This is a genomic window from Pseudomonas sp. R15(2017) (genome assembly GCF_002112685.1).
Classification (GTDB): Bacteria; Pseudomonadota; Gammaproteobacteria; order Pseudomonadales; family Pseudomonadaceae; genus Aquipseudomonas; species Aquipseudomonas glycinae.
Genome location: NZ_NEII01000003.1, coordinates 83285 through 104371, shown reverse-complemented (window position 1 = coordinate 104371; position 21087 = coordinate 83285). Strand labels below are relative to the sequence as shown.

At 62.5% G+C, this 21087-nt stretch carries 20 protein-coding genes and 1 pseudogene; 9 read left to right on the top strand and 12 right to left on the bottom strand.

Features of this window, described 5'->3' with window-relative positions; genetic code table 11:
- Positions 1-10: 10 nt before the first annotated feature.
- Together CAF77_RS07355 and moaA are read right to left on the bottom strand one after the other, a co-directional pair.
- On the bottom strand, positions 11-910 hold the full coding sequence (locus CAF77_RS07355) for a bestrophin family protein (RefSeq protein WP_085654254.1): 900 nt from the start codon (positions 908-910) through the stop codon (positions 11-13).
- 29 nt (positions 911-939) lie between these two features.
- A complete protein-coding gene (gene moaA, locus CAF77_RS07350) occupies positions 940-1938 on the bottom strand; it encodes a GTP 3',8-cyclase MoaA (protein WP_064600882.1) in 999 nt (332 codons plus the stop codon).
- Positions 1939-2295: 357 nt separating this feature from the next.
- Here moaA and CAF77_RS07345 point away from each other — a divergent pair, with 357 nt between their 5' ends.
- From CAF77_RS07345 to CAF77_RS07330, 4 genes and pseudogenes are all read left to right on the top strand, one after another.
- Entirely contained in the window at positions 2296-4620 is a 2325-nt protein-coding gene (locus tag CAF77_RS07345) for an FdhF/YdeP family oxidoreductase (RefSeq protein WP_085654253.1), read from the top strand.
- A 109-nt stretch (positions 4621-4729) separates the two neighbouring features.
- Positions 4730-6146 (top strand): annotated as a pseudogene (locus CAF77_RS07340) (cytochrome ubiquinol oxidase subunit I).
- Positions 6147-6163: 17 nt separating this feature from the next.
- Complete coding sequence (gene cydB / locus CAF77_RS07335) at positions 6164-7180, top strand: cytochrome d ubiquinol oxidase subunit II (RefSeq protein WP_085654252.1); 1017 nt, start codon at positions 6164-6166, stop codon at positions 7178-7180.
- Positions 7167-7319: a DUF2474 domain-containing protein gene (locus tag CAF77_RS07330; protein ID WP_074688757.1), complete on the top strand. Its 153-nt coding sequence runs from the start codon at positions 7167-7169 to the stop codon at positions 7317-7319. Before cydB ends, CAF77_RS07330 begins: the two co-directional genes overlap by 14 nt.
- Positions 7320-7510: 191 nt before the next feature.
- Here the strand turns inward: CAF77_RS07330 and CAF77_RS07325 are convergent, their stop codons facing one another.
- Positions 7511-8362: a CAP domain-containing protein gene (locus tag CAF77_RS07325; RefSeq protein ID WP_085654251.1), complete on the bottom strand. Its 852-nt coding sequence runs from the start codon at positions 8360-8362 to the stop codon at positions 7511-7513.
- Between the two features lie 199 nt (positions 8363-8561).
- Between CAF77_RS07325 and CAF77_RS07320 the strand changes: the two genes are divergently transcribed.
- Positions 8562-9182: a cell wall hydrolase gene (locus tag CAF77_RS07320; RefSeq protein ID WP_064379532.1), complete on the top strand. Its 621-nt coding sequence runs from the start codon at positions 8562-8564 to the stop codon at positions 9180-9182.
- On the opposite strand, the gene CAF77_RS07315 is transcribed toward CAF77_RS07320, so the two are convergent.
- A complete protein-coding gene (locus tag CAF77_RS07315) occupies positions 9179-10066 on the bottom strand; it encodes a LysR family transcriptional regulator (RefSeq protein ID WP_085654250.1) in 888 nt (295 codons plus the stop codon). The two genes, CAF77_RS07320 and CAF77_RS07315, sit on opposite strands and share 4 nt — an antisense overlap.
- 103 nt (positions 10067-10169) lie before the next feature.
- Between CAF77_RS07315 and CAF77_RS07310 the strand changes: the two genes are divergently transcribed.
- Positions 10170-11570, top strand: a complete 1401-nt coding sequence (locus CAF77_RS07310; RefSeq protein ID WP_085654249.1) for an MFS transporter — start codon at positions 10170-10172, stop codon at positions 11568-11570.
- On the opposite strand, the gene CAF77_RS07305 is transcribed toward CAF77_RS07310, so the two are convergent.
- The 4 genes from CAF77_RS07305 to CAF77_RS07290 all read right to left on the bottom strand — a co-directional run bounded on the left by CAF77_RS07305 (position 11515) and on the right by CAF77_RS07290 (position 14729).
- Positions 11515-12930 carry a heavy metal sensor histidine kinase gene (locus tag CAF77_RS07305; RefSeq protein ID WP_085654248.1) on the bottom strand — a complete coding sequence of 472 codons (1416 nt, stop codon included), beginning with the start codon at positions 12928-12930 and terminating at the stop codon, positions 11515-11517. The two genes, CAF77_RS07310 and CAF77_RS07305, sit on opposite strands and share 56 nt — an antisense overlap.
- A complete protein-coding gene (locus CAF77_RS07300) occupies positions 12927-13598 on the bottom strand; it encodes a heavy metal response regulator transcription factor (RefSeq protein WP_085654247.1) in 672 nt (223 codons plus the stop codon). Before CAF77_RS07300 ends, CAF77_RS07305 begins: the two co-directional genes overlap by 4 nt.
- Before the next feature lie 12 nt (positions 13599-13610).
- Positions 13611-13868 carry a DUF2790 domain-containing protein gene (locus tag CAF77_RS07295; protein ID WP_064597487.1) on the bottom strand — a complete coding sequence of 86 codons (258 nt, stop codon included), beginning with the start codon at positions 13866-13868 and terminating at the stop codon, positions 13611-13613.
- Positions 13869-14015: 147 nt separating this feature from the next.
- Positions 14016-14729, bottom strand: a complete 714-nt coding sequence (locus CAF77_RS07290) for a murein L,D-transpeptidase catalytic domain family protein (RefSeq protein WP_011334749.1) — start codon at positions 14727-14729, stop codon at positions 14016-14018.
- 151 nt (positions 14730-14880) lie between these two features.
- Between CAF77_RS07290 and CAF77_RS07285 the strand changes: the two genes are divergently transcribed.
- Complete coding sequence (locus CAF77_RS07285; RefSeq protein ID WP_085654246.1) at positions 14881-16494, top strand: murein L,D-transpeptidase; 1614 nt, start codon at positions 14881-14883, stop codon at positions 16492-16494.
- 3 nt (positions 16495-16497) lie between these two features.
- Here CAF77_RS07285 and CAF77_RS07280 read toward each other — a convergent pair whose 3' ends face one another.
- Both CAF77_RS07280 and CAF77_RS07275 read right to left on the bottom strand, forming a co-directional pair.
- Positions 16498-17013 (bottom strand): DoxX family protein, encoded by a 516-nt coding sequence (locus tag CAF77_RS07280; RefSeq protein ID WP_064379525.1) that lies wholly within the window; start codon positions 17011-17013, stop codon positions 16498-16500.
- A 58-nt stretch (positions 17014-17071) separates the two neighbouring features.
- Positions 17072-17275, bottom strand: a complete 204-nt coding sequence (locus CAF77_RS07275; protein WP_085654245.1) for a hypothetical protein — start codon at positions 17273-17275, stop codon at positions 17072-17074.
- Positions 17276-17638: 363 nt separating this feature from the next.
- Between CAF77_RS07275 and glsB the strand changes: the two genes are divergently transcribed.
- Both glsB and CAF77_RS07265 read left to right on the top strand, forming a co-directional pair.
- Positions 17639-18547: a glutaminase B gene (glsB, locus tag CAF77_RS07270; RefSeq protein ID WP_064379522.1), complete on the top strand. Its 909-nt coding sequence runs from the start codon at positions 17639-17641 to the stop codon at positions 18545-18547.
- Positions 18548-18616: 69 nt separating this feature from the next.
- Complete coding sequence (locus CAF77_RS07265) at positions 18617-20119, top strand: aldehyde dehydrogenase family protein (RefSeq protein ID WP_085654244.1); 1503 nt, start codon at positions 18617-18619, stop codon at positions 20117-20119.
- Positions 20120-20167: 48 nt separating this feature from the next.
- Here CAF77_RS07265 and CAF77_RS07260 read toward each other — a convergent pair whose 3' ends face one another.
- Complete coding sequence (locus tag CAF77_RS07260; protein WP_007950573.1) at positions 20168-20827, bottom strand: carbonic anhydrase; 660 nt, start codon at positions 20825-20827, stop codon at positions 20168-20170.
- A 12-nt stretch (positions 20828-20839) separates the two neighbouring features.
- On the bottom strand, positions 20840-21076 hold the full coding sequence (locus CAF77_RS07255) for a DUF2790 domain-containing protein (protein WP_085654243.1): 237 nt from the start codon (positions 21074-21076) through the stop codon (positions 20840-20842).
- Positions 21077-21087: the final 11 nt, after the last annotated feature.

The window sequence follows — 21087 nt, the reverse complement described above, 5'->3', positions numbered from 1 at the left end:
AGGCAGTCGATTAACTGAGGACGTAGTCCACCGGTTTCAGCGCCGGCGGCAACGGCTCAGTCCCCAGCTCCGAGAGAATATCCCGCTCGATACCCCGCACCAGCGCATCGGTCGGCAAATCGTTTTCATCCCGGCCGAACGGGTCCTCCAGCTCATCGGCAATCGCATCCAGGCCGAAGAAGGTGTAGCTGACAATCGCCGTGAACAGCGGCGTCAGCCACCCCAGCGGTTCGGCCATGGCGAACGGCAGCAGGATGCAGAACAGGTAAATCGTGCGATGCAGCAGCAGGGTGTAGGGGAAGGGCAGCGGCGTGTTCTTGATCCGCTCGCACACCGCCTGCGCCTGGGTCAGGCTGGTCAGGTGATTGGCCAGCAGCATGTAGCGCCATTCACTGAGAACGCCCGCCTCATGCAGATCGGAGCATTGCTGACCCACCGTCTGCAGAATTCGCCCGCTGTAGTCCGGCACCTGCGCATCGTGTTGCGGGGTGATCCACTCGGCGCTGGCGGCGGCTTCGTCTTCCCGGCGCAGTCGCGCATTCAACGCATGAGCGAACCCACAAAGGTTAAGCAGCAATAACCGACGCTGGGCAGATTCGCGGATCACATGGGTCTCGCGAATCACCGAACGCACATGCACGATCACTTCGCCCCAGGCCTTGCGCGCTTCGTACCAGCGGTCGTAGCAGGCGTTGTTGCGAAAATTCATGAAGATCGACAGCGACAGGCCGAGCAGTGTGAACGGCGTGGCGTTGACCTTGGTGAAGTTGCTCGGGTGGAGCATTTCCACCAGCACGATGGCCGACGCCAGCAGCGTGACCATCAGGGCGCGCAGGGCGATGCGCTTGGCGATCGAGCCCTTGAGGGTGAAGAGAATGGCGAATTGATTGACCCTGGGTCGGATGATCATGCGGCTCTCTGCCTTGCAAACGTGGCGGATCAGCCGCCGGTCATGTTCATGAAACGCACCACTTGCACGTCGTCGTTCACTTCAAAGTTGTGCCGGTAAGGCTTGAGCTTCATCGCTTCGATGATGGCTTTCTCCAGCCGTTCCGGTTGGCCCGGATGAGCGCGCAGCACTGCCTTCAAGTCCACCGAATGCTCGTTCCCCAGACACAGTAGCAAACGCCCCTCGACGGTCAGCCGCACCCGGTTGCAGGTGCCGCAGAAGTTGTGGCTGTGGGGCGAGATGAACCCCAGCCGAATGTGCGGTGCCTCCGCCAGCCGCCAATACCGCGACGGGCCCTGGGTCGATTCGGCGGAGTCGATCAGGGTGTAGCGCTCGGCGATCTTTTCGCGCACCTGGGTGCTGGAAAAGAACGACTCGGCGCGGCTGTGTTCGCTAATGATCCCCAGCGGCATTTCCTCGATGAAGGAAATGTCCAGATCCCGTTCGATGGCGAACTGCACCAGATCGTTGATCTCGTGATCGTTGCGGCCCTGCATCACCACGCAGTTGAGTTTAGTGCGGGTAAATCCGGCGGCGCGCGCGGCGTCGATGCCGTCGATCACCTGGGCCAGGTCACCGGTGCGGGTCATCTGCTTGAAGCGCTCGGCATCAAGACTGTCGAGACTGACGTTGAGGCGTTTGACCCCGGCGTCGAACAGCGGACTGGCGAGTTTGCCGAGCTGCGAGCCGTTGGTGGTCAGGCACAGTTCGCGCAGGCCGGGCAGGGCGGCGATCTGCTTGCACAACCCGACGACGCCCGGGCGAATCAGCGGCTCACCACCGGTCAAGCGGATCTTGCGGGTGCCCAGCGCAACGAAGCTCTGCGCCAGTTGATAGATCTCCTCCAGCGTCAGCACCCGTTGGCGCGGCAAAAACTGCATGTCTTCAGCCATGCAATACACGCAGCGAAAGTCGCAGCGGTCGGTGACCGACATGCGCAGATAGTCGACGCGGCGGTTGTAACCATCGATCAAGACGCGCTCTGACATGACAGCCTCGCTTGGGTGAAATCCGCTATTGAAGGGATTGGGTCGGCGCAGGTTATGAGCAACTTGAGACTGCGTCCAATCACTCTTAATGACCGGCCGATTGATGCTGTCGATGATGAAATAATTATTTGCTGTTTTTCCCTTCTTAGTTTTGCAAGTGCCCGTATTTAAAGGTTTTAAGTCCGTGATAGATGCTTTCGATAACGCAGTCATTAATAGCGATTAGACAAGTTTTTGCAGCGGTTCCTATCCTTGGCACCGTCAAACGAAACGACCGCTTTTTTAACTTGAAAGTCAGTCGCCGCTGTTTAAACCCGATCAGGTTTTTGCCTGTGTGCATCGTCATGGAGAAGTCCCATGTCACAAGTCGACCGTTACAAACCCTACAAGGGCGCCGCTGCGGGTTGGGGCGCTGTCATCAGCCTCACCAAGAACTGGCTGGGCAGTGAAAACGCCCTGAAAAACATCCGCGCCATGCTCAAGACCAACCAGAACGGCGGCTTCGACTGCCCCGGTTGCGCCTGGGGTGAAGCACCCGGCGCGAGCATGTTGAAGTTCTGCGAGAACGGCGCCAAAGCGGTGAACTGGGAAGCCACCGGCCGCCTGGTCGATCCGGCGTTCTTCAACAAGTACACAGTCTCGACCCTGGCCGAGCAAAGCGATTACTGGCTCGAATACCAAGGCCGGATCACCCATCCGATGCGTTACGACGCACGGGTCGACCGCTATGTGGAAACTACCTGGGACGATGCCTTCGCGCTGATCGCCAAACACCTCAAAGGCTTGAAATCGCCCCACGAGGCCGAGTTCTACACCTCGGGTCGTGCCAGCAACGAAGCGGCGTTTCTCTATCAGTTGTTCGTCCGCGCCTACGGCACCAACAACTTCCCGGACTGCTCGAACATGTGCCACGAAGCCAGTGCGGTGAGCATGGGCGAGAGCCTCGGCGTCGGCAAAGGCACGGTGGTCTATGAAGACCTGCACCACGCCGACGCGATTTTCGTCATCGGCCAGAACCCCGGCACCAACCACCCGCGCATGCTCGAACCGTTGCGAGAGGCGGTGAAGCGTGGCGCGCAAGTGGTGTGCATCAACCCGCTGAAAGAGCGTGGGCTGGAGCGATTCCAGAATCCGCAGAACCCGATCGAAATGCTCAGCAACGGCTGGGAAGCGACCAACACCGCGTATTTCCGTCCGGCCTTGGGCGGCGACATGGCGATGATTCGCGGCATGGCCAAGTTCCTGCTGGAGTGGGAGCGCGAAGCCCAGGCTACCGGCGGCGAACCGGTGTTCGATCACGCCTTCATTGCCGAGCACACGTCGGGTCTCGACAGCTACCTGGCCGAAGTCGATGCCACGAACTGGGAGCACATCGTCGAGCAGTCCGGCGTGCCGCTGCATGACATCGAACTGGCAGCGCGCATGTACGCCCGCGCCAAGAGCGTGATCATGTGCTGGGCCATGGGCCTGACCCAGCACGTGCACTCGGTGCCGACCCTGCAGGAAGTCATCAACCTGCAACTGCTGCGCGGCAATGTCGGCCGTCCTGGCGCCGGGCTGTCGCCGGTGCGCGGCCACAGTAACGTGCAGGGCGACCGCACCATGGGCATCAACGAACTGGCCCCGACCGAGCTGATGGACGCCCTGGAAAAACGCTTCAACTTCAAGGTGCCGCGGATGCACGGCCACAACACGGTCATGGCGATTGGTGCCATGGAACGTGGCGAAGCCAAGGTGTTTATCGGGCTCGGCGGCAACTTCGCTCAAGCTACGCCGGACACCCCGCGCACCCACGCCGCGATGCGCAAACTCGACCTCACCGTGCACATCTCGACCAAGCTCAACCGCAGCCATCTGGTGACCGGGCGTAATGCGCTGATCCTGCCGTGCCTGGGCCGTACCGACATCGACGTGCAGGCCGAAGGTCCGCAAGGCGTGACCGTGGAAGACACCTTCAGCATGGTGCATTTGTCGTTCGGCCAACTGAAGCCGAAGTCGGCGCACCTGAAATCCGAGCCGGCAATCATTGCCGGGATCGCCGCCGCCACGCTGGGCAAACACCCGATCGACTGGGAATGGGCGGTGGGCGACTACGGGCGCATCCGCAACCTGATCGCCGACGTGATTCCGGGCTTCGAGAATTTCAACGAGAAGCTGCTGATCCCCGGTGGTTTCCACCTCGGCAACAACGCCTCCGACCGGGTCTGGAACACTGAATCCGGTAAAGCCCAGTTCACTCCGTGCGTGCTGCCGGAGCATTTGATCAGCGAAGGCGTGCGCAGCCTGCCGGTCAAACCGCATCTGATCCTGCAAACCATGCGGTCCCACGATCAGTACAACACCACGCTGTACGGCCTCGACGACCGTTATCGCGGGGTCTACGGCATGCGCGACGTGGTGTTCGCCAACGAACAGGACATCCGCCGGCTCGGTTTTGAACCGGGGCAGAAGGTTGATCTGGTGGCGCTGTGGGATGACGAGCGTGAGCGTCGGGTCAGTGGTTTCACCCTGATCGCCTACGACATTCCGGCCGGGCAGGCTGCCGCGTACTACCCGGAAACCAATCCGCTGGTGCCGCTGGAAAGCTACGGCGACCGCACCTACACGCCGACCTCGAAATTCGTGGCGATCCGCCTCGAAGCCGCCGAGGCGAGCAACCTGATCCCGTCGTCGGTGGCGTAGCCGACCCACGCGATCCAACCCTTTTGCATTTTGACTGGCTGCAGGCGTTCGCGCCTGGCGGTGGCCCGGCCGTGTGCTGCCGCTTTTCAGCCTTGATGAGGACATCATCATGTTCAACCTGGAGGCACTGGACCTGGCGCGAATTCAATTCGCGTTCACGGTTTCGTTCCACATCATTTTCCCGGCGATCACCATTGGTCTCGCGAGTTTCCTGGCGGTGCTCGAAGGCCTGTGGCTGAAAACCCGTAACGACACTTACCGCGATCTCTACCATTTCTGGTCGAAGATCTTCGCCGTCAACTTCGGCATGGGCGTGGTGTCGGGGCTGGTCATGGCGTACCAGTTCGGCACTAACTGGAGCGGGTTTTCCGACTTCGCCGGCAGCGTCACCGGGCCGTTGCTGACCTATGAAGTGCTGACCGCGTTCTTCCTCGAAGCCGGTTTCCTCGGGGTGATGCTGTTCGGCTGGAACCGCGTGGGCCGTGGCTTGCATTTCTTCGCCACGGTGATGGTCGCCATCGGCACGCTGATCTCGACCTTCTGGATTCTCGCCTCCAACAGCTGGATGCAGACCCCGCAAGGCTTCGAAATTGTCGACGGTCGGGTAATGCCGGTCGACTGGCTGGCGATCGTGTTCAACCCGTCGTTCCCGTTCCGTCTGGCGCACATGGCGATTGCTGCGTTCGTCGCCACGGCGTTCTTCGTCGGCGCTTCGGCGGCCTGGCATTTGCTGCGCGGCAACGACAGCAAACCGGTGCGCAAGATGTTTTCCATGGCGCTGTGGATGGCGCTGATCGTGGCGCCGATTCAAGCGGTGGTCGGTGACGCCCATGGCTTGAACACCCTGAAACACCAACCGGCGAAAATCGCCGCCATCGAGGGCCACTGGGAAAACGCCGACAACGGGCCGACCCCGCTGGTGCTGTTCGGCATTCCGGACATGCAGGCGGAGAAGACCAAATACGCGATCGAGATTCCCTACCTCGGCAGCCTGATCCTCACCCACAGCCTCGACAAGCAGATCCCGGCGCTCAAGAGCTTCCCGAAAGAAGACCGGCCGAACTCGACCGTGATTTTCTGGAGCTTCCGCGTGATGGCGGGGCTGGGCATGTTGATGATCCTCGTCGGTGTGCTGGGTCTGGCGTTGCGGCGCAACGGCAAGGTCTACCGGCATCGCGGCTTCCAGCGACTGGTGTTGCTGATGGGGCCGAGCGGACTGATTGCGTTGCTGGCGGGTTGGATCACCACCGAAGTCGGGCGTCAGCCGTGGGTGGTGTACGGCCTGATGCGCACCCATGACGCGGCGTCCCATCACTCGGTGGCGCAGATGAGCACCTCGCTGGCGCTGTTCGTCGTCATCTACTGCTCAGTGTTCACCGTGGGCATCGGCTACATGATGAAACTGGTGAGCAAGGGCCCGCAGCCGCACCACGAACATCCGCCCGAAGGCACTCAGCTGCAGACCCCCGCGCCGGCCACTTTCGGCGGTTACCGACAACCTCGAATCCGCGACCCGGATCCACTGATAAAGGAGCGTTGAGTCATGGGTATTCAAGGTATCGATCTCTCGTTGATCTGGGGCGTGATCATTGCCTTCGGGGTGATGATGTACGTGATCATGGACGGTTTCGATCTGGGCCTCGGGATCCTGTTCCCGATGATCAGCGACGAGCAGGAACGCGACGTGATGATGAACACCGTCGCACCGGTGTGGGACGGCAACGAAACCTGGCTGGTGCTCGGCGGGGCGGCTTTGTACGGCGCGTTTCCGCTGGCTTACGGAGTGATTCTGGAGGCGCTGTATCTGCCGTTGATCTTTATGCTGGCGGGTCTGATTTTCCGTGGGGTGGCGTTCGAGTTTCGCTTCAAGGCGCCGGCTGAAAAACGTCATCTGTGGGACTGGGCGTTCATTGGCGGTTCGCTGCTGGCGACGTTCTCCCAGGGCGTGGTGATCGGCGCGTATGTGGCGGGGATTCCGGTGGTGGATCGGCAGTTTGCCGGTGGCGGTCTCGATTGGCTGGCGCCATTTCCGCTGGTTTGCGGCGTCGGTCTGGTGATTGCTTACGCCTTGCTCGGCAGTACCTGGCTGCTGGTCAAGACCGAAGGCATGCTCGAATCGCGGATGCGTCACTACAGCCGTCCACTGGCGTGGCTGTTGTTGGCGATGGTGGTGGTGATCGGCGCGTGGACGTTGCAACTGCACCCGGAACTGGCCAGTCGTTGGTTCAACCATGCGCATCTGATCGTGTTCGCCGGGCTGGTGGTGTTGGCGGTGCTGGCGCTGTTCGGGCTGTTGCGTTCGTTGCGTCAGCGGCACACCCACTGGCCGTTCGTGTTCACGCTGGTGCTGATGTTCCTCGGCTACATCGGGCTGGCGCTGAGCATCTGGCCGAACATCATCCCGCCATCGGTCAGCCTGTGGGCGGCAGCTTCACCGGCCACCAGCCAGCTGTTCGCCTTGATCGGTGCGCTGTTCATCCTGCCGGTGATCCTGATGTACACCTTCTGGAGCTACTACGTGTTCCGCGGCAAAGTGAGGATCGGCGATGGCTACCATTGAAATGCGTGAAGTGAAAAGTCGCTGGTACAAGCGCCTGGGCTGGCTGTTGCTGATCTGGTCCGGCAGCGTGGTCTCGTTGGCGGTGGTGGCGAGTCTGTTGAAACTGGCGATGTATGCGGCGGGGATGAGAACCCACTGACCAAAAAAAACCGGAGCCTGGCTCCGGTTTTTTATTGCCCCAATCTGAGTCCACCACTGAGTCCTGTGGGAGCTGGCTTGCCAGCGATGGCGGCGGATCAGTCGATGATGGTTTGACTGTGCTGGCCCCATCGCTGGCAAGTCGAATCGTCGCACCGCAGCTCCCACATTGCTCGGTGGTGGTTTTAAGACTTACTCCCCGCCAAACATCGCCGTCCAGTAAATCCCGGCACTGCTCTTCGGATCGACTGCGTAAGCAGCGCCCAGCTCGCGGTACTGCGGGTTCATCAGGTTGGCGCAATGGCCGGGGCTGGCGAGCCAGCCGGCAACGACTTTCTGCACCGTGTCCTGCCCGGCGGCGATGTTCTCGCCGACCTGCTGACCGCTGTAACCGGCCAGTTCCGCGCGGTCGCCGGGAGTGCCGCCGTTGCGGTCCTTGTGGTCGAAATAATTGTTGTTGGCCATCTCGCGGCTGTGTTCCTGGGCAACGCCGCCGAGCACCGCGTTCCATGCCAGCGGCGCAGTCGCTGCGAATGCCTGACCGCCGCACTGGCGCGGCTGGGCGCGGGCGGCGTTGAGTTGCTCGAGGAGTTTCTGGCCTTCAGCCTGACCGTCGCCGAGGCGGGCGGACAGCAGTGGCCGGGCGAGGGTGATGTGCCAGTCACGGTCAGCGCGGCTGACGCCGATATCGACGAACTGCGGATCCAGCACCACCTGACAGAAGCTTTCCTGAATCGCCTTCATCGCCGACGCCGCATCCCGTGGCCCGTTCAGGGTGATCGCCTGCACGTTGACCATCGGGTAGCGAGCGCTGGACATCGCCTGCTGCAAATCCACCACGCCGCTGGCCGGCAGAATCAGGCGCGGATCGGCCGACAGCGGCGGCAATTCGCTGGACGCCTGGCTGCCACAACGCTGCGGCTGGCTGCGGTAGCTGTTGATCGACTCGATCAATTGCGACTCGTCGGTGGCCATGGCCGAAGTGGCCAGCGCCAGGCCCACGGACAACGCGGCGAGTCGCAGAACGGATGGCATGAAGCGCATGGAAATCTCCCTTGGGCTGAGTGCGCACATCATGCGCGAAAGGGCCCCGGTTCGTGCAATGTCTTTTTCTTCACAACGCGGATTTTTCTGCCGAACGATTCCGTGCAATTTGCCGTCTACACTTCGCGAAGACCCCGGAAACCGGGCGTCTCAACCACGTAACACTTCGCCCGCATCGGGCCCTGCCGGAAGAATGATCATGGGATTGAACGGGTTGCTTTGCTGTCTTGCGTTGACCCTGCTGAGCGGTGCTGCGCTGGCCACCGATCAGGCGCCGATCAAGGAAAAGGCCGAGGCGAAAGCCGAGGTTCTGGAAGAGAAGGCCGCCGACAAACCCGACGCACCTCCGGCACCCAAATCCGAAGCCATCACCCCGACCGAAGCACAGGCGGTCGACCCCGCCGGCGCCGCACCGCTGGACGATCCGATCACCTGTCTGGCGCGCAGTATCTATTGGGAAGCCAAGGGCAAGGACACTGCCGACATGGAAGGCGTGGCCAGTGTGGTGATGAATCGCCTCGGGCATGACGGCTTTCCAGGCACGGTGTGCGAGGTGGTCAAGCAGGGCTCGGAAAGCAAGAGTTGCCAGTTTTCCTGGTGGTGCGACGGGCGTCCGGATCAGGTCAAGGAAGATGCCGAATACGCGCTGGCCAAGGAAATCGCCGGCAAGGCGCTGAACCGTCAACTCACCGATCGCACTCACGGCGCGCTGTACTTCCACGACCGCAACGTACATCCGAGCTGGGCCAAGGAATACAGGAAAACAGCCGAGACCAGGAAATTCCTGTTCTACAAACCCGCGGGCGGGGATGCGCGTTAGGCGCAGACTTCCCGCACGCAATTGCGCAACCAGCGATGCGCCGGGTCGGCGTCCATGCGCGGGTGCCAGAGCATCGACACGCTGATGTCCGGCATCCGGAATGGCAGGGCGAAGCTGTGCAGGCCCGTGCGCAGTTTGCTGGTGTGACGTTCCGGAACGGTGGCGATCAGATCCGATTCACGGACCAGCGTCAGCGCCGCCGAAAATCCGCCGAACGAGGTGACGATATCCCGCGTCAGCCCGAAGGCGAGCAATGCCTCGTCCACCGGTCCGCTGCTGCGCCCGCGCCGTGACACCAGAATGTGCTGGCCTGCAGCAAAGCGTTTGGCGCTGACCTTGCCGCTGCTCAGCGGATGTCCTTCACGCACCACTCCGATCCACTGATCGCGGAATAGGATGCGGCTGTGCAGCGTCGGGTCGGTGCTGTCGTCGACCACGCCGGTTTCCAGGTCCACCCGGCCTTCGCGCAACAGCGTGCTGTCCTTGTCGGCTTTTTGCACAAAGCGCAGGCGCACGCCGGGGGCCTCTTCGGCGATGCGGGCGAGCAGAGCGGCGGCGAAGGTTTCGACAAAACCGTCGGTGTTGCGCAGGGTGAAGGTGCGCCGCAACTGGCCGGGATCGAGCACTTCTGCCGGGCGCAAAACCGCTTCGGCTTCCTGCACCAGATAACTGACCCGGTCGCGCAGCTCCAGCGCACGCGGGGTCGGCACCAGTCCTCGGCCGGCGCGCACCAGCAGCGGATCGCCGGTGGTTTCCCGCAGCCGGGCCAATGCGCGGCTCATGGCGGAAGGGCTCAGACGCAGGCGTTCGGCGGCGCGGGCGACGCTGCCTTCGCTCAGGAGCACGTCGAGGGTGATCAACAGGTTCAGATCCGGTGCATTCATGACATGGCGTTCCATGCAGGTATCAAGTGCAAAGCATGCGTCTTGCGCCTTGTATTGTCGAGGCTCAGGCTATGTCGCATGACCTTTGCCCTGTGAGCCCCCCATGCACCGAGAACCCCTGAGCCCTTCAGCCCGCTGGGCGCTGATCAGTCTGGCGCTGTCGATGCTCATGCCGTCGCTGGATACCAGCATCGCCAACGCCGGATTGCCCACGCTGGCGGCGGCATTCGATGCGACGTTTCAACAGGTGCAATGGATCGTTCTGGCCTACCTGCTGGCGGTCACTACCTTGATTGTCAGCGTCGGGCGGTTAGGTGACGGGTTCGGGCGGCGGCGCTTGTTGTTGATCGGCATCGGCATTTTTACCGCCGCTTCGCTGGTCTGCGCACTGGCGCCGAGCCTGGCCTGGCTGATCGGTGCGCGGGCGGTGCAAGGCCTTGGCGCGGCAATCATGTTTGCGCTGATGGTGGCGCTGGTCGCCGATGCGGTGCCCAAGTCCCGGGCCGGCAGTGCGATGGGATTGCTGGCCACGATGTCGGCCACCGGCACCACCCTCGGGCCGTCGCTCGGCGGGCTGTTGATGGCGCATGTCGGCTGGCAGTCGATTTTTGTGATCAACGTGCCGTTGGGATTGCTCAATGCGTGGCTGGTGTATCGCTATCTGCCGAAGGATCGGAGCGTTCGCTCGGGTGTTGCATTTGATTATCCCGGCACAGCCGTATTGATGCTGACGCTGGCGGCCTATGCACTGGCGATGACGGTTGATGGATTCACCCCGACGTTGCTGTTGCTCAGCCTGTTGGGCGTGGGTTTGTTCATTCTGGTCGAGAAGCGGAGCAAGGCGCCGCTGATTCATCTGTCATTGTTCACCGACACGCGAATCAGCAGCAGTCTGGCGCTGACCTTGCTGGTCACGACGGTGATGATGACCACGCTGGTGGTCGGGCCGTTTTACCTGAGCCGAGGCCTGGGTCTCACCAGCACGCAGGTAGGACTGGTGTTGTCGATCGGGCCGTTGCTGGCGGCGTTCAGCGGCGTACCGGCCGGGCGGCTGGTGGATCGTTTCGGCGCGCGGCGGATGGTGCCGGGTGCGTTGTTCGGCCTGGCTTGCGGGTGTGGTCTGTTGGCGCTGTTTCCGGTGAGTTTCGGAGTGCTTGCATACGTGCTGCCGATCGCGGTGGTGGCGTTGAGTTACGCGCTGTTCCAGGCCGCCAACAACACCGGGTTGATGTCCGGCGTTGCTCAGGATCAGCGCGGTGTGGTCTCGGCCATGCTCGGGCTGTCGCGCAATCTGGGCTTGATCACCGGGGCGGCGGCGATGGGCGCGGTGTTTGCACTGGCCACGGACGATCCGACTGAGGCGCCGGCCGCGGTCATCGCAGGCGGCTTGCACATGACCTTCGGTGTGGCTACGGCGTTGATGTTCGCGGCGTCTGCGCTCGGCGCCTTCACGCACCTGCGTCTCGCGTCTCCCGTGCCGGAAAGAACAGTTCAAAGCAGGTGATGCCATCAGCGCTGCTGACGCTGTAGCGACCCTGATGCAACTGCATGATGGTCGCGACAATCGACAGGCCCAGTCCGTTGGACTGGGCCGAACGCTCGCGGGAAGGATCGACGCGGTAGAAGCGTTCGAACAGTCGCGACAGGTGTTCGGCAGGAATGGTCGTGCCCTGGTTGCGTACCCGCAGGTAGCTGCCGTCCGCTTCAGCGATGGCTTCGACCTGCAACGTCGAGTCCGCCGCGCCGTACTTGATCGCGTTGGCGCACAGGTTGGCCAGGGCCCGCCGCAGCAGCATCGGCTCGGCCCAGATCACGCCGCTGCCACTGGCCTCGATGGTGACGCCGACATCCGCCGCCAATCCTTCGAAGTAATCGGCAATGCGTTGCATCTCATCGCCGGCGTCCAGCTCCTGCCGCTGACTCAGCGCGCTGGCCGGGTCGGTGCGGGCGAGAAACAGCATGTTGTCGAGCATCCGCGCCAGCCGTTCGAGTTCTTCCACGTTGGAAGCGAGCAACTGCTGATAGGCGTCGACGCTGCGGTTCTGTTGCAACGCGACCTGGGTCTCGCCGAGCAGGTTGTTGATCGGCGTGCGCAGTTCGTGGGCCATGTCGGTGGAGACCTGGCTCAGTTGCGCAACCCCTCGATCGAGCCGGTCCAGCATCGCGTTGAAGGCTTCGATCATCGGCTGCAATTCCTTCGGCGTGCCTTGGCGGTCGAGGCGTTCGCCAAGGTTGGCGATGCCGATGCCGTGGGCATGTCGGGCCATCCGCCGCAACGGCAGCAGGCCGCGATACACCAGCAGACAGCCGACCAGCGCCAGCACAATCGCGGCCAATGATGCGAGGCCGTACACGCTGAGCCGGTAATTGGCGAGCATTGCCGTGCGCTCGGTCATCAGGCGTCCGGTGAGCACTTGCAGGTTGCCCAGATCGCCCGAGTCGATGGTCGCCGCCACCGCCGAAAATGGCACGCCGTTGACGCTCGGCAAGTGCTGTACATCGCTCAGGGCCATCGGGTGATCGACCGGTACGGCCGGTAAGGTCGGAGTGGCTAGATTACCGGGATTGACCACCAACAGCGGCGGCTGGCCGGGTGCGCCGATGGTCAGCAACGCTTCACGGTTACCGAGCATGTTCTGAAACAACGCCGGTTTGTTCTTGATCAGCTCCAGGGTGTTGCTGTCGTTGAGGAAGGTGCGCAATTGATCGACACGGCTGACCAGTTGAATGTCGTCACGACGGATCAACTGCGTTTCCAGCTGGTTGTAAAGCGCTGCGCCCAGGCCTGCCAGAGCGGCAAAGGCGAGCACGGCGAAGACCAGCGCCAGACGCAAGGTCAGGGAATAAGTGCCGGCGATTTTCATGGCTGGATATCGAAGCGGTAGCCGATGCCGCGCACGCTGTGGATCAGCTTGAGCGGGAACGGATCGTCGATCTTCGCCCGCAGGCGGCGCACGGCGACATCGACCACATTGGTGTCACTGTCGAAATTCATGTCCCACACCCGCGAGGCGATCAGCGAACGCGACAGCACTTGCCCGGTGTGGGCGGCAAACAGTTGCAGCAGGGCGAATTCCTTGTTGGTCAGGGTGATCCGGTTGCCGGCCCGGGTGACCCGACGCTTGAGCACGTCGATCTGCAGGTCGGCCACCTGCAATTGCTCCTCTTCATGGATCGGCCCACGCCGGGTCAGGGTGCGCAGGCGCGCCACCAGTTCGGCGAAGGAAAACGGCTTGATCAGGTAATCGTCAGCGCCCAGTTCCAGACCCTTGACCCGGTCGGCGATGTCATCGCGGGCGGTGAGGAACAGCACTGGCGTGTCGGTTTCCTTGCGCAGCCGGCGCAGGACTTCCCAGCCATCCATTTTCGGCATCATCACGTCCAGCACGATCACATCGAAGTCGAATTCCAGCGCCAGGTGCAGACCGTCGGCGCCGTCCCGGGCCAGGCTCACGCTGTAGCCCAGTTCCTGCAAGCCGTTGAGCAAATAATTGCCGGCCTTGGGTTCGTCTTCGACAACAAGGATATTCATGGCTACTGCGCCTCAATGGTCGTTGGTGCAGCCGCTGCCTTGCACTTGGTAGTCCAGCACATGTTCACGGCCCTGGTGGTCGAGGTAGTCGAGCTGCGCGGGGATCACGCCGCAGGCCTGGGAAATATCGGTGCTGGAGAGGACTTTGTCGACATCCAGGTGCACGAAGAAGCCGGTTTTGTCATGAATGACGGCAGCGTCCGGCGCAGGTGCGGCGAACACGGAACCGGTGGCGAGGAGGGCGGTGAAAGCGAGGATCAGGGTTTTCATGATGGGTCACTCGAGTCGTTGAAGTTGATCGGCGTTCTGGCCGGGACAACTTCAAGCTACCGGGCGATCCGCTCGGCAAACCGACAACTCGATGACAAATCTGTAATAAACCGAACCTGTGGGAGCCAGCGCACTCCCACAGAGTATTCAGCTGGCGTGAGTGCTGAGAATGCTCGCGATCTGTTGTGGCTGGCAGTTGAGGTACGGCGAGGATTTCAGCCACTGCTGATCCGGGTACCAGGAGAACATGAATTGGCCATTCTTCAGACTGTCGATCACCCGTTTGGCAACCTGCGGTCGCACGGCCGGGCAACCCTGGCTGCGGCCCAGACGGCCGGTACGTTTGCTCCAGAACGGGTTCACGTAGTCGGCGGCGTGGATCACGATGGCGCGGTCACGGGCCATGTCGTTGATGCCCGGTTCCAGACCGTCCATGCGCAGCGAGTAGCCGTGGGTGCCCTGGTAACTTTCCTGGGTGCGGAACAGGCCGAGGCTGGACTGGAAACTGCCTTCACGGTTGGAGAACCGGGTGGCGAAGTTTTCCCCGGAGTTCGAGCCGTGGGCGACCAGGTCGCGCAGCACCAGTTTTTTCCGGGTCAGGTCGAAGATCCACAACCGGCGCTCGGTGGACGGCTGCGAATAGTCGATGATCGCCAGGTGACGGGACTGCTTCGCGCCGTTGTTGATCGCACATTGCATGGCGTTCAAGGCACCTTTCAGCGCCTGGGGATTGAGTTCCGGCGCGGCGTGGGCGAGGCTGGTGTACAGAACCGGCGAAGAGGTACCGGCGGCAAAGGCTGGACTGGTCAGCACGCCAAGGGCGGTGGCAGTCAGCAGAAGTCGGCGCAAAAACGTCAACATTTAACGTGAGTCTCCACTTGCTACTTGTTCGGCACTTAGGCTCCTGACGTCCAGTCGTCCCCGGCAGGCCCGCGAATCGGGCCTGACTGTTCACCGCACCTGAGGTAAGGTTGACCGTCAATCAGGACGGCCATGGATTGGAGTAAAGCAGTTGTTCAAAAAGTACGCATGCTACTTGAGCATTTGTTTGCTCGCTGCGCCGTTTGTCGCTTGCGCCGAAGAGCCGTTGCCGGGACTCCCGACGCTGCCGCCCGTGCCGACGGAAATGCCCATCGAACCGCAGAGCCCGTTGCAGGCTGCGCTGATCAGCCTGCCCCAGGCGTGCCCGACGATCGGCACCAGTCTCAACGGCCCGGCGCTGGATCAGTTGCGCGCGTTCTACAAGCAGCAGGACTGGCTGCCGGTGTGGGCCGATGGCGGGCAATTGCCGGCCTTGCATGCGCAATTGCAGCTGTTAGCCGACGATGGCTTGAACCCGAAACGCTATCCGGTAGCGCTCACTGCCCCGCAGGACGGCGAACTGTGCGCCGATATCGAGATCAGCCGCTATTACCTGCAAGCCCTGCAGGATCTGCATTACGGGCGCCTGCTGCAATCGCACTTCGAACCGCTGTGGCATTCCGACGACACGCCACGCGACCGGCAGGCTGAATTGCTGGCGATCGCCGTGCCAGGCGTGCACAACGTTTCGGCCGCCTTCGATCTGGCCCGTCCACAGCTGGCGCAGTACCAGAACCTGCGTCATCTGTATGCCGCGCAGCGCCTCAAAGCCTTGCCGCAGTGGACGTCGGTGGGCAACGGTCCGTTGCTGCGTCCGGACATGGAAGACAAACGCGTGCCGGAACTGGCCCGCCGGCTCTACAGCGAAGGTTATCTGAGCAGCGTGGTCGGCACGCCGGACAACGCTTATCACGGCGTGTTGGTGGAGGCGGTGAAGAGCTTTCAGGCCAACCATTCGTTGCAGGCCGACGGGGTGGTCGGGCCGGGAACGATTGCCGAACTCAACATCAGTCCGCTGACTCGCCGTGAACAGTTGCGGGTCAACCTTGAACGTTTCCGCTGGATGGCCCAGGACATGGAGGCGGACGGTCTGCTGGTCAACGTCGCCGCGGCCGAGCTGACGCTTTACCAGGGTGGCCTGCCGGTGTGGCAGACCCGCACCCAGGTCGGGCGCGCCGAACGCCAGACCCCGCTGCTCAAATCCCGGGTCACGCGCCTGACGCTTAACCCGACCTGGACCGTGCCGCCCACCATCTGGAAGGAAGACAAACTGCCGGAAATCCGCAAGGACCAGACCTTCCTCAGCCGCCAGAACCTGCAGGTGCTCGACGCCAACGGTCAGCCACTGGCCGCCGCCGACATCGACTGGGACAACCCCGGCAACATCCTCCTGCGTCAGGACGCCGGGCCGCGCAACCCGCTGGGGCAGATGGTCATTCGGTTCCCCAACCCGTTCTCGGTGTACCTGCATGACACGCCGAGCAAGGCGCTGTTCGACAAGGGACCGCGGGCGTTCAGCTCCGGCTGCGTGCGGGTCGAGCATCCGATGAAGCTGCGCGATTTGCTGCTCAGCCCGGCGGAAAAGGCGCGCACCGACACCTTGCTCGCCACCGGCACCACCCATGAATTCCGCCTGAGCAATCCCGTGCCGATCCTCATGACGTACTGGACGGCCCAGGTTGACGGCCAGGGCCGCGTGCTTTACGCGCCGGACATCTACAGCCGGGACAGTGCGTTGCTGGCGGGGCTGGACCGGGCGCATTGATCCTCAACGGCTGGCGCGTTTCCAGAACAACCGCGCCAGCCACGCATCCACACTCAACTTGCCGGCACCGGCGAATACCAGCGGCACCAGTGCGGCGAGGTAGATCGCCGGCAGCTTGAAGTTGCCGAAGCCCTTGTTGGTAATCGCGTAACCCTGGGCCAGCTCACTCAGTGATGACCAGTCCGCTGGCCAGTGCACGGCAGCGGTGGCGACGACGGTCACGACAATCAGCGAAATCGCCGAAATCCGCGTGCCGAATCCGATCAGGATCGCCAGTGCGCAGATCAGCTCGGCCCACATCGAAAGCTCCCAGTTCAGCGTCGCCGGAAGATGATCGAAGGGAAACGGGAACCGCTCCTGAATGTCTTCGAACCAGTTCTGGCCGTTGAATTTCTCCAGCCCCGATTCAAAAAATTCCCAGGCGATGAACAGGCGCAAGGTCAGCGGCGCGAGCCACTGGCCGGCGCGGTCAAGGTTCACATGCAGGCCTTTGACGGCCGACGAGAGAGCTGTGGTCATGGCAAGGCTCCATTCATTCAAAAGAAAACGGGGCACCGACGTGCCCCGTAAAAAAGGGTTACTCGCCGGCGCCGCACTTGCCTTCGCCGCATTTGCCTTCCGAGGTTTTTTCCGCCGAGTCGGCCTTGGCCTGGGTCTGGCTATAGCCGTGATCCAGTTGCTTGACGCTGAACGCGTCTGAAGCCGAAGCCGCGTTGGACAGGGCCACGCCACCGGCAAGCAGCAGGCCCAGAGTCAGGGAGGTTTTCGAGCGCTTGGTCATGGTGTATCTCCGATGCGATAGGTGAGTTCAAAGGCTTGATCGGGGCTGCCGATCGACAGGTTCATTTGAACGCCGGGCTGTATCGCGGATGTGTCGCGAAGGGCCGGATTTGTGCGCGGGATGTGTCGGGTGTCGGGCCGTACACAGTGCGATACACAGCCTGCGCAGAAACCTGTGGGAGCGAGCTTGCTCGCGATAGCGGTGGGTCAGGCGCCGAGGGTGCTGGCTGTGCTGGCCTGATCGCGAGCAAGCTCCCTCCCACACTGGATCTTCAATTATTCCGAATGTGTGATTTGCCTCCGACCCGCAGCGTCTAGCCACCGTGTCCCCGCAATCCCATGGGGCGAGACTTCGAGACCCGGCATGCAAGCGCTGTTGAACGAGATCCTTGACGCGGTCCGGCCCCTGATCGGGCAGGGCAAAGTGGCTGACTACATTCCCGCCCTCGGCACTGTGCCGGCCAATCAATTGGGCATCGCCGTATATGGCAATGACGGCGAGATGTATTGCGCCGGCGATGCCGAGACGCCGTTCTCGGTGCAGAGTATTTCCAAGGTGTTCAGCCTGGTGCAGGCCATCGAACATTCCGGCGAGGCGATCTGGGAACGCCTGGGCCACGAGCCGTCCGGCCAGCCGTTCAACTCGCTGGTGCAGCTGGAGTTCGAACGCGGTCGTCCGCGCAATCCGTTCATCAATGCCGGGGCGCTGGTGATCTGCGACATCAACCAGTCGCGCTTTGCCGCACCGGCCTTGTCGATGCGCGACTTCGTGCGGCGGCTGTCGGGCAACCCGCAGGTGATGGTCGACGGCAAGGTCGCTGACTCCGAATACCAGCACCGCGCGCGCAACGCGGCGATGGCGTACCTGATGCAATCCTTCGGCAATTTCCACAATGACGTTGAGGCGGTGTTGCGCAGCTATTTCAGCCACTGCGCGTTGCGCATGAGCTGCATCGACCTGGCCCGGGCCTTCTGCTTCCTGGCCAACGACGGTTTCTGCAAACACAGCGGCGAGCAGATCCTCAGCCGACGCCAGACCCAGCAAGTCAACTCGATCATGGCCACCAGCGGTCTCTACGATGAGGCCGGCAACTTCGCCTATCGCGTCGGCCTGCCGGGCAAGAGCGGCGTCGGTGGCGGCATCGTTGCAGTGGTGCCGGGGCAGTTCACGGTGTGCGTGTGGTCGCCGGAGCTGAACACGGCGGGCAACTCGCTGGCGGGGATGGCGGCGCTGGAAATGCTCAGTTCGCGGATTGGCTGGTCGGTGTTCTGAGCCCGTGTTGCTTTGAGGGAGGCCAACCTATACATTTTCCGGCCGCCCTCAATATGGTGAATCCGCTCCATGTCTCTCGCGCTCGAACGTCTCGTCGCTGGCACGCCTATTCCTTTCGCCGGTAACCGCGTCACCGTGGTCAGCCCCGAACTGGCCGAGCGTTTCCGACCCGGCGACCACCTGTTGGTGGAGCAGGTGAGCGGCGAGCTGCTGCTGATTCCGGTGGTGGATCAGCAGGCTGCATCGGTAGCGATCGAGCGTGCAGCGGCGGCGTTTACGGCGTTGTCCGCTGTGCCGGATGAGGCCATCAGCCGCTTCTTCGATCTGTTTGCCCAACGCCTGGAAAACCCGGACGCCTGGGCACTGATCGAAACCGCCAACCTTGCCGACATCGAGCGGGCCAAGGCGCGCGGTCGTTCCACTACCCGTTTGCTCGCCGACGAGCGCATGCGCCGCGACATGATCGCCGGCCTGCGCGCCTGGCGTGATGCGCCGGCCACCCGCGGCAAAGTCATCAGCAGCGTCGAACATGATGGCTGGAAGGTTGAGCAGGTGGTGTCGCCGCTGGGCATCGTCGCATTCGTGTTCGAAGGCCGGCCAAACGTCTTTGCCGACGCTGCTGGTGTACTGCGCACCGGCAACACCGCCGTACTGCGCATTGGCAGCGATGCGCTGGGCACCGCGCAAGCCATCGTCACTCACGCCCTGAACCCGGCGCTGGCCGATGCCGGTCTGCCGGCAGGTGCGGTGTCGCTGGTGGAGAGCGTCAACCACGCCGCCGGTTGGGCGATGTTCGCCGACCGACGTCTGTCGCTGGCGGTGGCCCGTGGTTCGGGCCGTGCGGTCAGCCAGTTGGGCAGCATCGCCCAGCAGGCCGGCACCGCCGTCAGCCTGCACGGCACCGGTGGCGCGTGGCTGATTGCTGATCGCGATGCCGACGCCAAGCGCTTCGCCGCGGTGGTACGCAACTCGCTGGACCGCAAAGTCTGCAACACCTTGAATGTCTGCCTGATCCAGCGCGAACGCGCCGCCGAGCTGGTGCCGTTGTTCCTCGACGCCTTGCAGCAGGCCGGCACCGCGCGCGGTCAGGGCTGCAAATTGCACATCGTCGAAGGCAGCGAAAGCTATCTGCCGAGCGACTGGCAGAACGCGACGGTCGAGGTCTATCGCGCCGAGGGTTACCAGACCGAAGCGTTGGCCGAGCCGCTGCCGGAAGCGCAACTGGGCCGCGAGTGGGAATGGGAAGAAACCCCGGAAACCAGCCTGATGATCGTCGACGATCTGGATCAGGCCATCGCGTTGTTCAATCGCTACAGCCCGCAGTTCACCGTGTCGCTGATCAGCGAAGACGCGGCGGTTCAGGAGCGTTTCTACAGCGCAGTCAACGCGCCGTTTGTGGGCAACGGGATCACCCGTTGGGTCGATGGCCAGTACGCGCTGAACAAGCCGGAACTGGGGCTTTCGAACTGGGAAAGTGGCCGGTTGTTTGCCCGCAGCGCGATCCTCTCCGGCGACGGTGTGTTCACCGTCCGCAGCCGTATGACGCAAATCGATCTGGGCGTAAAACGCTGAACAGAACAACGCCGTGCCCGTCGCAATGACGGGCGCGGCGTTGTGTTTTCAAGCCGCATCGACTGCCTGACCGTACACCGCGCACGTCGACGGTTGCTCGGCCAGCGAGACGAAGGTACGGCGGTCGGCACTCAGCGCGTCGATCGAGCCGGTCTCGATGTCGTAGACCCAGCCGTGCAGATTCAGCAGGCCTTTCTCCTGGGCCAGGCGCACACTTGGGTGAGTCTGGATGTTCGCCAATTGCGCGATCACGTTTTCCCGCACCATCGAACTCAGTTTGGCGGCGTCATTGGCGTGCGGCCGCGATTCGTTGACCACTTTCGCCGACTCGGCGTGTTGCAGCCAGCCGCTGACGGCGGGCAGGTGATCCATGCATTTGCACTGGGCGATGGCGGTCATGGCGCCGCAATCGGAGTGCCCGCAGATCACGATGTCGGTCACGCCGAGCACGGCTACCGCGTATTCCACCGTTGCCGAAACCCCGCCCGGATGCGGGCTGTAGGACGGCACGATATTGCCGGCGTTGCGGATCACGAATAGCTCACCGGGCTCCTGCTGGGTCAGCAGTTCCGGGACGACGCGACTGTCGGAGCAGGTGATGAACAAGGTGCCCGGGGTTTGAGTCGTCGCCAGGTGTTTGAACAGCTCGGTGCGTTGCGGAAACGCCTCGTTCTGGAACTTCAGGAAGCCTTCGATCAGGTTTTTCATGGTGTAGTTCTCTCAGTTCGAACAGCCGGTGCCGAATTCGCTGTATTGAAGAATGTGTTTTGCGCCGTGGCTGTCGAGGTAAGTCATCTCGACCGGTACTACGCCGCAGACGTCGGCGACCGGGGTGATGCTCACGACTTCAGCGATATCCAAAGACATGCCGTAGCGGTAGGCGACGGCCTCTTCATCAGCCTGGGCCTGGGCGGCCAGACCGGCGAGCAGGGCCAGGGTCAACAGAATTTTTTGCATGGGGCAGCCTC